Here is a 14251-nt window from a genome sequence, read left to right on the forward strand (position 1 = left end):
CATGAAATTAGACCGCCGCAGTATATCCACTATTTTTCTTATCCTGGGCCTTGCCTTTCTCGCCATTGGCATCATCACAGACATCAAAATATATTCAGGAATTGCCATCGCCTTCATTCTGATTTCACTCATCGCCGGCGGAAGATGGATGAGGCGCAGAAAGAAGTGAATGGCGAGAGTGAGAAGTAAAAAGTGAAACGTGAAAAGTAAAACGTGAAGAGCGCCCAATTATCAAGCCTCTTCACGTTTTACTTCTTCTTACTTCTTTCTTCCACTTTCATCCTTCATAATTCACCCTTCATCCTTTTCCTTTCCTCCTTTATACTTCCCCCATCCCACTTCAGGAGTCACTGCATGGAACAAAAATCAGGCGCACAGATCAGTCAGAAAGCGTTTATTCAATCTCTGCTTATTTTATTGGCACTCATGATCGTCGCGGGCATACTCACGCTCGTCATCCCTGCTGGACAATATCAACGCATCGAAGTGGACGGGCGCGAGACTCTGCTGCCTGATTCATTCACGCTCACCGAAAAACCTGATTATCCCATCTGGCGCTGGTTCACCGCTCCACTGGAAGTAGTCACCGGCCCCGACGGCCTGACCGTGATCGTCATCACCGTTTTCATCCTGATGGTCGGCATCGCCTTCGCCATCATGGACAAAAGCGGAATCCTCAAAGCCGCGCTGGCACGCATTGTCCGCCGTTATGCGGGGCAAAAATACACCCTGCTGTTGATCATTTCATTTTTCTTCATGGCACTCGGCGCATTCTTCGGCATCTTTGAAGAGATCGTTCCACTTGTACCCTTGATGATCGCCCTCTCCTACTCCCTCGGCTGGGACACACTAACCGGCCTCGGCATGTCGATCCTCGCCACCAACATGGGATTCTCCGCCGCCATCACCAATCCATTTACCATCGGCGTCGCGCAAGGCATCGCAGACCTGCCCGCCTTTTCCGGCTCTGCCTATCGCATCGTCATTTTTATTTTTATGTATATTTTGCTCGCGGTCTTTCTCACCCGTCATGCGCGCAAAGTGGAAGCGAATCCCAAATCCTCGCCCGTTTACGTGGAAGAACAAACCACACGCGAGAAATACAGTCACTTCACCACAGACTCCATCGCGCATGAAAACAAAGGCACCACGCCCGCGATCATCTTTTTACTGGTCTGCGTTGTATTGATTTTCGCCACACTGTTTGCTGGTCCGTTCGTCCCCGTACTCAGTGACCTTGCGCTCCCGCTCGTCGGCTTGCTCTTTCTCGTGGCAGGCATTGGCTCAGGTCTCATCGCCGGCATCGGCAAAGACGCATGGAAAGCCGCGGGCGAAGGTTTGGCAGGCATCGCGCCCGCCATTCCATTAATTCTCATGGCAGCCAGTGTCAAATTCATCATCGCCTCAGGCGGCATCCTCGACACGATCCTGCACAGTGCCGCCAACGCGTTCACCGGCGCGAATCCCATTACCGCCGCGCTTCTTATTTTCGGCTTAACCCTTGGCATCGAATTCTTCGTCTCAAGCGGATCGGCCAAAGCCTTCCTGCTCATGCCCATCCTCATCCCGCTCGCAGACCTGGTCGGCGTCACCCGCCAAACCGCCGTGCTCGCCTACGTCTTCGGCGACGGCTTCTCAAACCTCGCCTATCCCACCAGCGCCGTGCTGCTCATCTGCCTCAGCCTCACCGCAGTTACCTACCCTAAATGGCTGCGCTGGGTTCTCGGCCTATGGGCCTGGGTCATTCTTTCCTCTTTGATATTCCTCGCCATCGGCGTGCTCATCCACTACGGACCTTTCTAACCAATCAAAATTTTCAGCGACTAAAAAACGCATCTTTCTTAACGGTTAACTGGCACCTGTTTCTTCAAGCATTCTCCAGCTGACAGATACCAAATGCTCAAGGAGCAATTATGTTTAACAATGATCTCGCATCCGCAGTTGAAAATTTCGCCACACTTCTTCTGCCGCTCTCCGAAAAAGATCTGGAACGTGAATGGATCTGGAAAGACCACGATGAAGAAGGGATCCGTTTTGCCGTCTTCGTCACCATTCAGGAATTACGTCAACTGGCGGTGATACTGGCCTCCAAACGCAAACCTGTCACACAAGCACAACATATACTCGGTCAATATCACAAACAATACATGGATTTACAATCCGCGCTCTTCGGGCTTTCTGAATCACAAGCAAACCAGATTCCCGCTGAAAACGAATGGTCTGTCCGGCAGGTTTATGCGCACATTCTTGGCGCAGAAATTAATTTCAGCGCAGTAATTCGCTACGCGCTGGAAAAACACCGCGCAGGAAACTGGTCACCCGAACGCATGTCTGATGAAGATGACTTACGAATTACTGGAATGAACGAAAGTGAGTACGACTCTTTGATGAACGATTCTTTCAAAGATATGCTTACATTTCATCGTCAATTCCATCCCGCTATTATTCAAGAATTCAGCACCATCGCAGATAACGAATTGGAACTTCCCTCCACTTTTTGGGAAGAGACACGTTTCTCCATCCGTCACCGTTTACATCGCTACGAAGCGCACTTCATCAACACACCGTCCAAATAGACAAAACCCTGCACGCCACGAACCAATCACCCGCCGAAACAAAACGCCTGATCCGCTATTTATTCGCCGCCCTTGCCGAAGTGGAAGCAAATCTGATCGGCGAAGACAATCCTCAAGAAGGTTGTCTCCAGCTTGCAAAAACCATAAACTCCAGAGTGGAAGAAATTAAATCCACATTATCTTGAGAAATATCCTTCGGCTCCGCTCAGGATGCAAAAAATTGGAGAAGTAACATGGCTGAACAATCCGTCAACCACGAGTTTAATTTTTGGCTTGGTGAATGGGACTTAACCTGGGGCGAGACCGACCACGGCACAAATCGCATTGAGCGCATCATGGACGGCATGGTCGTTCAAGAGAATTTTGCAAGTGAAGGATATCTGGGAATAAGCGTCTCAGTCTTCAGCAAGGAAGATAACCGCTGGCATCAAACCTGGGTTGACAGTTCAGGTGCATACCTCGATTTCACCGGCGAATTTGCAGACGGAAAAATGATCCTCTCCCGCAACGGAATCGTCGAAGGTAAGCCCGTCAAACAGCGCATGATTTGGTATGACATTACCCCAAACAAATTCCTCTGGAATTGGGAACGCTCCAACGATGAAGGCATCACATGGCATGTGGTCTGGAAGATCAACTATCAACGCAAAATGTAATAAGCCGCACTCCCTAAACATTCCCATACAAGATAAAAAAGAGAAACGTTGATTTTCCCTGATCAGGAAAAATCAACGTTTCTGCGTTTCCATGCTTTCAAATTAATGAGAGCCTCTGCCAGATTACTTCACAGATCGCATCTTCTGCCTGACATGCGCCGCGCGGAAAATGCGGGTAAAGAATCCTTTGTAACCCTCAGCATCATACAGGATCATATAATCTGCTGGGCCGTACTCCTCAGGCTTGAACATAATGCCGCCGTTGGGATTAATTTCCAGAATAAACAACTCTCCTTTGTCATTCATGCGGATATCACAGCGGCCGTAGCCAGAAAGTCCCATCGCGAGGTACATACGTTTGGCGATATCATGCAAACGCCCAATTAATTGCGGGTCTTTCACCTGATTGAAATCAAACGGCGCGTCGTAATTCCACTTGACATCCACATGCCAGAATTCTTCATTGGGAGGAAAGACCAACTCGGCCGGCGGATATGCAACCGGCTGACTCAGATCATCGGCGTTATCCACCACCAGCACATTGAATTCCTTGCCGACAATAAACTCTTCCATGCGGGCCGCGCCAAACTCTTTACAAATCCGCTCCACCTGCGTGCGGACCTGCTCCAGCGTATCGGCACGCGAGTCTTTTGTCATACCTGTACTGCCATAGCTTTTCGGGTGTTTGATCATGATCGGGTAGCGTAAATTCACCACCAGCTTTTCAGCCTCTTCCACACTTTTGACCTGATAACCTTTTACAAAGCTGATATTATTTGCATCTGCAATGGCTTGCATCTCTTCACGGGTCGGATCAAAGCAAATTGAGTCAGCACCGGTAAAGGTAGCTCCAAAGCCTCCAAGGCTTGAACGATCTCTATTGCATGATAGCCGATCTGTTGATCTTCTTCATCTTCAAATTCATAGCCTTCGCAGACATTCAGAAAGACATCGAACTCCCTGCTCTCTGCCAGCGCGCGAATTTTATCCATGACAGGCGCAGTCATGGTGATCATTTTCCAGTCAAAATCTTTTATATATGGACCCGGGTTGAAGCTTGAAATATCTTCATCTGAAAGAATACACACGCGCATGTTGTCACCTTCCTGTTTAGTGTATGAATAGCAGGCTGCATTATGACATAAATCCATGCAAACACAAGATAATGCAGGCTTAAAAGTTCTGCAGGTTATAAAACAAAAAGCGCGGACATCAGTCCGCACTCCTGAAAGCTATTTTGTCTCCGTCACCTTGCGGATACTGCGCGGATGTTCCGTGTTGTATCCCTTCGCCACTGTCAAATGATAGGCAAATAACTGTGCCAGCAAAATACTGACCAACGGCGAAAGCCATTCTGGAACGTCCGCTGGAATGCTCAAAGGCATTTGCGCCAAGGCCAGAGCCTTTTTATCATTCGAGATCACGACCAGTTCCGCAGAAAGATCATTACGAAGTCTCTTCAACATTTGGAACATCGAATCAAACACTTTGCCTTTGGGAGCAATTGCCAAAATCGGAAAGCCATCATCAATCATTGCAATCGGCCCATGCTGAAAATCAGCGGACGAATACGGCTCGGCTTTGACGTAGGTTAGCTCTTTCATTTTCAACGCCCACTCAAAAGCGGTCGCGTAATTAAATCCACGACCCAGCACAATGGTCTGATCCATATAACGATAGCGCTGCGCATTTTGAGCAATAAACTCATTTTGCTTTAGAACTTCGTCCATCCAACCTGCAATCTTATGCAGATCTTCCCAGTGTTTTTTATTGCCGCTGAGCGCCGCCGAAAGCATGGCAATCGACATTAACTCGGTCGTATATGTTTTCGTCGCAGCGACGGCCTTCTCTCTGCCCGCGTGAATATCCAGCACAAAGTCCGCGCTTTGTGAGAGCGGAGATTTTGACTCGTTCGTGATCGCAAGTGTCAGGCAGTTTTGCTTTTTGCCTTCTTCGAGCACGCTGACAATATCGGGTGATTGTCCCGATTGCGAAATTCCAATCACCAGTGCGTTCTTCAACTTCGGCGGCTGTTTGTAATACGTGAACAAAGACGGCGTCGCCAGCGCAAGCGGAAGTCCGTTCATCGCGCCGAGCAGATAATTTGCATAACGTCCGGCATTGTCTGACGTGCCGCGTGCCGCGAGAAACACATATTGAACATCGCGCTTCTGAATTTCAGCGGCGATCTTCTCGACTGTTTTTTTCTGCGAACCAAGCAGGGACGAAATCCGCCCGGGCTGTTCAACGATCTCTGAATATAGTGACATACAAACCTCTATTCGGGATTAAGAACCCGCTTCATACAAGCCGGGAATTGATACCGGCAAATGACCAGTCATCGCCCCGTGACCAAAAACCGCCCGCCCCAGCGCGCGCATGGATGGTTCCAGAATACCATAGGTGCAAAGATATGTTTGCACTTCGGGGAAAGCCGCCAGATCATAAGGCAGCCGCAAAGCAACAACCAGCATTGGGATATTCATTTTTTGAATTTCACGCACGATCATTGCCTGTCCGTTTTGATGAAATGCATTAATCGTGCCGATCACAATGAGATCATAACCGTTCACCTGCTTCAAAACAGACGCTATTTCTTTTTCATTAGGCGTGGAGGAAATGACAAATTCATCCACATGGGCGTGATAGGTTCTTAGAGATTCAGCCAGTTGCGGTGTGACATAGGAAGATGTATCTGCAGGAGTTAAATCTTCAGGAGTTGGGACAATGACCGCGATACGTTGCTCAGGTTTCAAACGAATCGGCAAAAGATTGGCATGGTCACGCACCAAAGTAATGGATTTCTCCGCGATCTCATTTGCCACTTGCATGTGTTCGGCGCATTGGATCACGCTTAATTCTGGTGCAGGATGATTGAGCATTAATCCACTCTTTGAGGGAGTGAATGCGAGCCAAAGATTCATCCAGTTCGGTCATGTTCAATTGCGAAGTCTGCGCGGCTTGTAATAGTGATTCGTAGACTCGCTTCTGATCTTCAGGTTTAGACATCACGAGCAGCAGATCAGCACCCGCATTCACCGCACGGACAGAGTCCACGCCGAGCAGGTCACCCTGACGAATGGCGTGCATATCCAATGCGTCGGTGATGATCACGCCTTTGAATCCCAATTCATGCCGCAGCAGGCCTGTCAAAATATTTTGAGACAAGGTCGCGGGAGGAGCGTCTGCGCCATCAATGGAGGGAATGCCGAGGTGGGCGGTCATGATCAGCTTGGTATCTGCCTGGATGGCGGATTTGAAAGGAGGGAATTCAACAGCGTGGAGTCTGTTTATTTGATGAGGAACAGTTGGAAGTCCATGATGTGAATCGCTGGCCGTATCTCCGTGACCGGGAAAATGCTTGGTCGTGGCAGCCACTCCTTGAGATTGCAATCCTTCAATTAAGGCAGCGGCCAGTTCCCCAACCAGTTTTGGATCTTCGCCAAAGGAGCGCACACCCACTACAGGATTTTGCGGATTGATGTTGACATCGGCACACGGCGCGTAATTGACGTTAATGCCAAGTGCAGAAAGTTCGCGGCCCAACACTTCGCCGGCACGCCGCGCAATTTCGGCGGAACGGGTTGCGCCAAGCGCCATATTGCCGGGCAAAGGTGTACCATCGCCAACCGACATTAATTGTCCGCCCTCTTGATCGGTGGCGATCAACAACGGAGGTAGATGAAGTTCACGCGCAAGGTTCTGAAGCGCATCGGTCAACGCACGCAGTTGAGATGGATTATCAATATTGAACGGGCGAAAAAGAGTGACACCGCCAGGGAGATATTTTCGAAAAGCGGTAATGACCTCAGGCGTTAATTCCTTACATTCAAAAGCAAGTAAAAGTTTTTGACCGACACGTTGTTCGAGATTCACATTAACCTTTGAGACCGGAAACCACAACGCTTTCAAGAATGAATCTTTGGGCGAAGAAGAATAAAATAATCAGCGGAATGGTAGTCAGTACGGCGGCCGTCATAATGGTCGGCCATTGCTGCACGGTGTTGTTGATATTGTATAAAGTGGAAACATAAACAGGCAACGTATAAAGCTCAACCGTTTGCAAATACATCAACGGAGTTAACAGACTATTCCATGCGCCGACAAACAAGAAGGTCGCAACCGTTGCCATCGGAGCCTTGACTAGAGGCAGGACGATCTCCCACCAGATCTGAAGATGATTCGCCCCATCTACAAAAGCAGACTCATCCAACTCTTTTGGGATTTGCGACATAGCCTGACGCAGTAAAAAGATCATGGCCGCACCGCCTGCAAAATATCCGGGGATGATGATCGGATTAAATGTGCCAACCCAATTTAATTTATTGAAGAAAACATATTGCGGAACAATCAAGGCCTGCGGCGGAATCATCATCGTGGCAAGCATGAGGAAGAACACCACGTTGCGCCCCGGCCATTCTATGCGACTGAAGGCATAAGCCACGGCCGCAATGGAGATCAATGTTCCAGCCAATGCGAGGGTGACATAAAACACGGAGTTGAAATAAGCGCGCAGAAAATCCTGATTTTGGAAAATATCAATATAGGCTTGAAAAGTCGGGTTGGCGGAATCCAGACAATGCCCGGAGAGTTGGTCTCTTCCAATGTTTTGAGCGAGGAGGAGATCATCCAGAACAATGGGAAACTCATAAAAACCGTGGAACCGGTCAGGATGGCGTAGAGGAAAACACTTTTAAGAATGGGCCAGTATTTTTTCATATTCACCCCTCCTAATAAATATCGTAAGTTACCCAGCGATCCTGTAACTTAAACTGGACCACGGTAACGATGAGAATAATGACAAGGATCACCCATGAGATGGCGGAGCCGTACCCGATCTCAAAGTGACTAAAACTCTTTTGCCACAAATAATAGACCATTGAAATGGCCGAGGAAACAATTGGCTGATTATCACGATACAAAACAAAGATCGGTTCAAAAATTTGCAGGGAACTGATCAAGCCGACGACGAGGTTGTAAAAAATATAAGGCGTCAACAGCGGGAAGGAAATACGCCAGAAACGCTGCCAGACTGTTGCACCGTCCACTTCGGCAGCTTCGTGCAATTCCTTGGGGATGTTATTCAAGCCGGCGAGGAAGATCAACATCATCGCGCCGCAGCCCCAGACCATCAACAGAATGACGGACATCTTCGTCCACAGCGGACTTTGCACCCAGAGCGGAACACGATTGGCGGCGGGGAATCCCGCTTCTATTACCTTGGTCATCAAACTGAATTTCCCTGAATTAATACCAAGGAAGAAGGCAGTAGTGATTTCTTGAATAAATATTAGGCCGCGAGTGAGATATCCAAACGGCGGAAATGAAAGTGATACAGAACGGATCAATTGATTAATAATGCCAGTGCCTGTGTTCAACATCAAACGCCAGCACAAAAGTACGGCGGTGTTGAAACCAAGAATCACAGGAAGATAAAACCCCATACGGAAGACACGCTCGCCGCGCATTTTTTGATTCAACATCACAGCGAGGAATAACGCGGCCGCCATTTGTAACGGCAGGCCGATCACGGTCAGATAAAGCGTATTGACAATGGAGGCGCGAAAACTGTCGTCTTTGAAAAGCAGATTGGTGTAATTCTCAAGTCCGATCCAATTTGCAGGATCACGGGATGTGACACGATAATCAGTGAAACTCCAGTAAAGCGAAAAAGCCAGCGGGACAATAACAAAGATCAGGAAGCCCACGATCCACGGGGCAGCGAAAAAATATCCTGCGAAAGTATTTTCCTGCACCTTCAGAGAAGCACCGCGCGCCTTCATTACCCACCGCGCCAATGCGCCCAGCAGATAACTGGTAACAATAATAAACACAACGGTTAATGCTGCGGTGACCAAAACATTGAGGTATGGATTTTCAGGCATGGGCATATCCTCTGCTAGCGAATAAGAAAAAGGATGGGCGGGAAATTTCCCCGCCCATCCCATGTTATAGACGAAGATTACTGGCCGAGAGCGGCAATGTATTCTTCCTGGATCTTGGCAACCACTTCTTCAGCAGTGAGTTCTTCGGTGATGAGCTTGCCGAGAGCATCCTGCATGATAGTGGAGAGTTTGGCGGCTTCAGTAATGCCGGCGAAACCAACACCGTACTTGGAGGCCAATTCGGCTTCACGTTGAAGTTGTGGGGAATCGGTCACATAACCATATTGTGAGTCGTTACGGGCAGGGATCAAGCCCATGGTCTCGTTCCACTTGTTGTTGGCTTCCTTGCTGAAAGCGGACTTGAGCCATTCAGCAGCGAGCTCCTTGTTGGGGCTGTAATCAGCGACGGCGAGCCAGTCATTGAAAGCGAGCACAACAGGCTTGCTGTTGGGGAAGTTTTCGGGATCACCATAGAAAGGTTCGATGGTCACATTGTCCCAGATCGGGCGATCAAAGGCAGGAGCAGCCCAACCGGAATGAGCGAGACATACAGCGCCGTTATCCTTGCTGGTGGCATCATCCACATCGATGACAGAACCCTGACCGGTGGGGAGTGAACCGACTGCATTCACGGCATCGCCGTAGGTGGCTTTGCGCATGTCGAGCATGAACTGTGTGGTCGCGAGAGCTTCGGGGGAATCGAAGTTGGGAGTGCCATCGGCTTTGTAGAGTTCGCCGCCGAGAGAGTAATACACCAACAACCACCATTGCCAGTCAGCCATGGAGCCGGCGTCAACGGGAACAAGCGCCTGCTGAGTCAATGAATTCGTAGCAGAATCAATTGTCGTAGCGGCGGTTGCGAATTCTTTCCACTGGGCAAAGTTTTGAGGATTGCCAGTTGTCCAGCCAGAGGCTTCCATCAAGTCGGTGCGGCAGAAAACATAGCGGGGAGCTGTGAAGATGGGCAAGCCGCGGAGTTTGCCTTCGAACTTGGCATTCTCAAGCGCAGGGCCAAAATTACCGATCTCGTCCCAGGCGCCTTCGCCGAGATAAGCATCCATATCAGCCAGGTTCTGGCCGTAGAGGGTGTTCATTTCAGAGCCGAGGTTGATGATGTCGGGGCCTTCGCCAGCGGCAAAGAAACCACTAAAGGTTGTGTCCCAACCAGACCATGAACCTTCGGTGATCTCAACGGTCACGCCGGGGTGAGCAGCTTCGAAAGCGGGGTTGATCTCGCTCTTGAGCCATTCAATGGTGGCGGGTGTGTAATCGAGCAAATAGATCTTCAATGTCACAGCTTCACCGGCAGGAGCTTCGGTCGCAGCGGGTGCTTCAGTGGCTTCGGCGGGAGCTTCGGTTGCAACAGCGGCGGGGGTCGCAGCACCACCGCATGCGGTCAACACAAGGCTGACCAGCATCAGAACGGACAACAATCCAAACAGTTTCTTTTTCATTACTTTCTTCTCCTTTTGGTTTTGAACAACGACATTTCAAACTCGTATTGCAATGAATGAATCGGTCAGCCTATATCAACTTGCCGACACGTTCATTAACATCCCTGGCAAAGCGCTGAATGAATTCCTCCACAAACACGGCCGGACTTTTTTCCGTGTCGTTCATCAGAGAGGTCATATCCATCGCGTAAGACAAACCCGTCGTCGCATCCACGCCGTGTGATTCAAAATATGTGGCGTTCGCGCGGCGGCGTCCCATTGAAGCGAGATCGTAGCGTTTTCCGCCGGCGATCTGCGAGTCAAACACACCCAATAAAGCCAGTTGCAGATTTTCATGATCGGAGACGTTCATCAACACCTTGTCAGAATCGACCATCCAATCCAACGCACGCCAGACTTCACACCCCACGAGTCTTTCGGGACGTTCTGACTGGTCGAGCCTCCGAAGGGCTTCTATCACCCTGAGAGTGATTCCTACATGCGTATCGTGTTTATCCGCGAGATTGTGGGTGTAAACAACTTGCGGTTTGGTTGCGCGTAAAACCTTGAGCATATCTTCCACGGTTTCTTCTCTGGCAGAATCTTTTACGATCTTGCTCGGAATATCCAACATGACCTGCGCCGCGAACTCACCCACAAAAGCTGCCTTGCGCTGCTCCTTAAAGCGGACGAGTCGCATGTCATCATCGCTATAATTTTTATAAAGATCATCACGCGGTGAACCACGTCCATCAGTGACGACTATACCCGTGAACCATTTGTCCTTTTGCTGAAAACACTCAAGGATCGGCTGTGCGGACATGATCTCAATATCATCCTGATGCGCGGCAAAACACAAATGCGTTGTGCGTGCAAGCGCCGCATCCACAGGCTGGTTATCGGGGATATAAACTTCGGCTGTATCCAAATAAAACTTCATAAAAATCCTTTTCAATCTCTGTGAACTCAATCATCTTAGGGCAAGAGACTGCCTGAAAAATAAACACAAAGTCACGAAGACACTAAACCACAAAGTTTTTCCTTTGAGACTTCGAGGCTTTGTGTCTTTGTGGCAAGCCTCAATAATCTTCAACCAGGTTCTAAATACTTTTAATTGATCACCGGCAAACTCGCAGCAGCCACAGACTGACCGACACGGCGTATTTTTTCATCGGGCAAATGCAATTCGATCTTCTTCAATAATTCAGGGAATTCTGTTTCAAAGACTTTCTGCGCACCTTCGAGCAGCAAGTCACCGCCGCGGCCGGATGTACAACGGCCAAGAATCAGCACATGTTTGATATCGTAAAAGTCTGCATAATGCGCAATACCATAACCAAGATAAATGCCCATACTCTGCCAGATCTTCAAAGCTCCTTCATGACCAGCTTCCAGTTTTTCCTGCACGACTTTAACTTCTCTGCATCAGTCACATCGGTTGGGATTTCAATGCCGGCTTTCGGCGCGAGCCTGAACACACATTGCTGCGAAAAATACGAAGCGCCGCAGCCTTTGTCACCAGACCACTCTTCATCCGGTGCATTGGGACTGTAATCAATGGGCGCAAAAGCCAGTTCATTCAGCCAGCCCATGATGTGACCTTCAGTGTTGACATACCCCGCGGCTTCACTTGAACCGAGCGCAATGCCCAAAATCCCGTTATCTTCAATCGACATCGAACCTGCCAGCGCGGTCACATCGCCATCGTTGATGACTTCCAGGGGTACATTCATTTCCTCGCGAATCCGAAGGAACATATTTTTAATTTCGCTAAATTGATCCTGTGGAATTCCACGGAAAAGCGAAGCCACCATCGGGCGATTATCAATATAGATCCCAGCAGAACTTCCGCCAATGGCATCCACTCGCGGCATTTTGCTCGCGGCGGTTTTGAGCGCGGTCATTACTTCACGGTAGTGGTATTCAGGGTCGTTATGCTTACGCGGTTCCCAAACTACTTCTTCGCTGTAGATAGCGGTCCCATCTACAACGGCGCTGACTTTTCTGTCGGAGGCGCCGAGATCAAACCCAATGCGGTGACCCTGCAAATTTCGGCCGAGCAATTTTCCGGTTTCGCGCGAAGCGGGTACTTCATCCACTTTACAGGCAACGACAGAAAACTCCTTTTCGTAGACTTGTTCGCCCATGAATTTATAATCGAAGTTTTTCGCACCGTTCGCAGAATAAACTTTTTGCAAATATTCAGCGATCTTGTTTGAACCGCCGACATACAATGTGTGACCACCGCGCTGCCAAAGCAAAAATTTAACAATGCGTTCGACATATTGAAAATTGGATTCAAAATCCGCGTGGCCTTCGGGATAGACCACAGTTTCAAAGCGCGAAAATTCGCCGCCGCTTCTTTCGAGGCCGAGAACGAGTCGCACGCCAATTGATTTAACTTCACGCTGGAAGTTTTGATTCGCCAAAATCGCCGGGCGGAAATTTTCATCCAGCGGAGGTTGGACGCGAGGGGAAGGCAATTGCAAAGACATTAATTTTCCTCGTTGAACAAAAGGGAATAATCATCAAGCAGCAAAAATGCGGATGCACCGAGAATACAGGCGCGATAATCGAGCTTGCCGATCTCAAGTTTTGTACCTTCGGCCATGCGCGATAACGCGCCCGTCTGCATGGAGGCGCTGACGGCTTTCAGCCATTTTTCACCGAAGCGGGTCATATCACCGGTGAGTACGATCTTTTGAATATTGAGCGTGCCAATTAAATTGGCGAGAGATGTTCCAAGGTAATGCCCCGCCTTGGTTACCACTGTATTGGCTTTTGTATTTCCAGCCAGAAAAGATGAGACAACATCGTCAAGGGAATCCGTTTTCATTTGCTGTAAAACCGCCCGTGCGCTGGCAATGGTTTCCAAACAACCGCGTTTGCCGCAGCGGCAAAGCTCGCCATTTTCCTGCACCACCACGTGACCAATTTCGCCCGCGCCGCCGCCGTCACCTTGAAACAAACGTCCATTGATTAAAATGCCCGCGCCAATACCATGCCTGGCATTGACTACGATCAGATTTTCATCCGGCTCATGGTCGCCGCCATAAACATATTCGCCAATGGCGGTTGCCTGACTGTCATTCAAAATTGAAACGGGGAGTTTATATTTCTTTTCAAGCAACTGGCCGAGCGGCAGGTCCTGCCATGCCAAATTCACCGCGTTGACCACAATGCCATCGCGCGTGTTGACCAAACCCGGCGCGCCTACACCGATGCCAACAATTGGCTTTAATTTTTTTCGAGTCAGTTGATTAAGGATCTGATAAACAAGTTCAAGCGCTTTTTCACCATTATCATCATGCACAGGTGCTTCGACGATCTCTTTAATTTCCCCGCGTAAATTAACCACTGCGCCAATAAATTTATCCTGCCCAAGATTTAATCCGATCAAATAACGTGAGTCGGCTACGATGCTTAATAGGATCGGAGATTTCCCGCCAATGGATTCTCCACGCCCCACCTCTTCCGCCAGACCTTCAGCGAGCAAGCCATTCACAACATCTGAAACCGTGGTGCGCGTGAGATGAGTCACACGGGCAACCTCTGCGCGGCTGATCGAATCGTGGGCAAAGATCGTGCGCAATACCAGATCACGATTGTGCTGCTTGGTCTGTTGATGAGTCGCTTTTTTCATGGTTCTGCAATTCCTTGAGAATCTGATTTTTTCAGCAAGTGTCTATACGCAAACGATT

16 protein-coding genes are annotated in these 14251 nt (G+C 49.2%); 4 read left to right on the forward strand and 12 right to left on the reverse strand.

Annotation, left to right across the window (positions count from 1 at the left end):
• Position 1 precedes the first annotated feature (1 nt).
• The 4 genes from IPL71_RS09260 to IPL71_RS09275 all read left to right on the forward strand — a co-directional run bounded on the left by IPL71_RS09260 (position 2) and on the right by IPL71_RS09275 (position 3232).
• The gene (locus IPL71_RS09260; RefSeq protein WP_345320945.1) at positions 2-169 is read left to right on the forward strand and encodes a hypothetical protein; all 168 of its coding nucleotides are present in this window, start codon (positions 2-4) and stop codon (positions 167-169) included.
• A 185-nt stretch (positions 170-354) separates the two neighbouring features.
• Positions 355-1803, forward strand: coding sequence for a YfcC family protein (locus IPL71_RS09265; protein WP_345320947.1), 1449 nt, complete (start codon positions 355-357; stop codon positions 1801-1803).
• Between the two features lie 110 nt (positions 1804-1913).
• Positions 1914-2576, forward strand: coding sequence for a DinB family protein (locus tag IPL71_RS09270; protein ID WP_345320948.1), 663 nt, complete (start codon positions 1914-1916; stop codon positions 2574-2576).
• A gap of 233 nt (positions 2577-2809) precedes the next feature.
• A complete protein-coding gene (locus IPL71_RS09275; protein ID WP_345320950.1) occupies positions 2810-3232 on the forward strand; it encodes a hypothetical protein in 423 nt (140 codons plus the stop codon).
• Between the two features lie 123 nt (positions 3233-3355).
• On the opposite strand, the gene IPL71_RS09280 is transcribed toward IPL71_RS09275, so the two are convergent.
• The 12 genes from IPL71_RS09280 to IPL71_RS09335 all read right to left on the reverse strand — a co-directional run bounded on the left by IPL71_RS09280 (position 3356) and on the right by IPL71_RS09335 (position 14193).
• Positions 3356-4030 carry an ATP-binding protein gene (locus IPL71_RS09280; protein ID WP_345320952.1) on the reverse strand — a complete coding sequence of 225 codons (675 nt, stop codon included), beginning with the start codon at positions 4028-4030 and terminating at the stop codon, positions 3356-3358.
• Positions 3991-4326 (reverse strand): hypothetical protein, encoded by a 336-nt coding sequence (locus tag IPL71_RS09285; protein ID WP_345320954.1) that lies wholly within the window; start codon positions 4324-4326, stop codon positions 3991-3993. Before IPL71_RS09285 ends, IPL71_RS09280 begins: the two co-directional genes overlap by 40 nt.
• 138 nt (positions 4327-4464) lie before the next feature.
• Positions 4465-5502 carry an SIS domain-containing protein gene (locus IPL71_RS09290; RefSeq protein ID WP_345320955.1) on the reverse strand — a complete coding sequence of 346 codons (1038 nt, stop codon included), beginning with the start codon at positions 5500-5502 and terminating at the stop codon, positions 4465-4467.
• Between the two features lie 18 nt (positions 5503-5520).
• On the reverse strand, positions 5521-6114 hold the full coding sequence (locus IPL71_RS09295; RefSeq protein WP_345320957.1) for a glycoside hydrolase family 3 protein: 594 nt from the start codon (positions 6112-6114) through the stop codon (positions 5521-5523).
• Entirely contained in the window at positions 6047-7108 is a 1062-nt protein-coding gene (locus IPL71_RS09300; RefSeq protein ID WP_345320959.1) for a glycoside hydrolase family 3 protein, read from the reverse strand. Before IPL71_RS09300 ends, IPL71_RS09295 begins: the two co-directional genes overlap by 68 nt.
• A 1-nt stretch (position 7109) precedes the next feature.
• On the reverse strand, positions 7110-7727 hold the full coding sequence (locus tag IPL71_RS09305; protein ID WP_345320961.1) for a carbohydrate ABC transporter permease: 618 nt from the start codon (positions 7725-7727) through the stop codon (positions 7110-7112).
• Between the two features lie 235 nt (positions 7728-7962).
• Entirely contained in the window at positions 7963-9117 is a 1155-nt protein-coding gene (locus tag IPL71_RS09310; RefSeq protein ID WP_345320963.1) for a carbohydrate ABC transporter permease, read from the reverse strand.
• A 77-nt stretch (positions 9118-9194) separates the two neighbouring features.
• Entirely contained in the window at positions 9195-10571 is a 1377-nt protein-coding gene (locus tag IPL71_RS09315; protein WP_345320964.1) for an ABC transporter substrate-binding protein, read from the reverse strand.
• A 70-nt stretch (positions 10572-10641) separates the two neighbouring features.
• Positions 10642-11490 carry a PIG-L deacetylase family protein gene (locus IPL71_RS09320; protein ID WP_345320965.1) on the reverse strand — a complete coding sequence of 283 codons (849 nt, stop codon included), beginning with the start codon at positions 11488-11490 and terminating at the stop codon, positions 10642-10644.
• 170 nt (positions 11491-11660) lie between these two features.
• Positions 11661-11957, reverse strand: a complete 297-nt coding sequence (locus IPL71_RS09325; RefSeq protein WP_345320967.1) for a hypothetical protein — start codon at positions 11955-11957, stop codon at positions 11661-11663.
• Positions 11918-13045, reverse strand: coding sequence for an ROK family protein (locus tag IPL71_RS09330; RefSeq protein ID WP_345320968.1), 1128 nt, complete (start codon positions 13043-13045; stop codon positions 11918-11920). The genes IPL71_RS09325 and IPL71_RS09330 overlap by 40 nt, the downstream gene beginning before the upstream one ends.
• Complete coding sequence (locus tag IPL71_RS09335) at positions 13045-14193, reverse strand: ROK family transcriptional regulator (protein WP_345320970.1); 1149 nt, start codon at positions 14191-14193, stop codon at positions 13045-13047. Before IPL71_RS09335 ends, IPL71_RS09330 begins: the two co-directional genes overlap by 1 nt.
• Between the last annotated feature and the right edge of the window lie 58 nt (positions 14194-14251).

The sequence above is a fragment of the Candidatus Villigracilis proximus genome, assembly GCF_016717045.1.
GTDB classification, from domain to species: domain Bacteria; phylum Chloroflexota; class Anaerolineae; order Anaerolineales; family Villigracilaceae; genus Villigracilis; species Villigracilis proximus.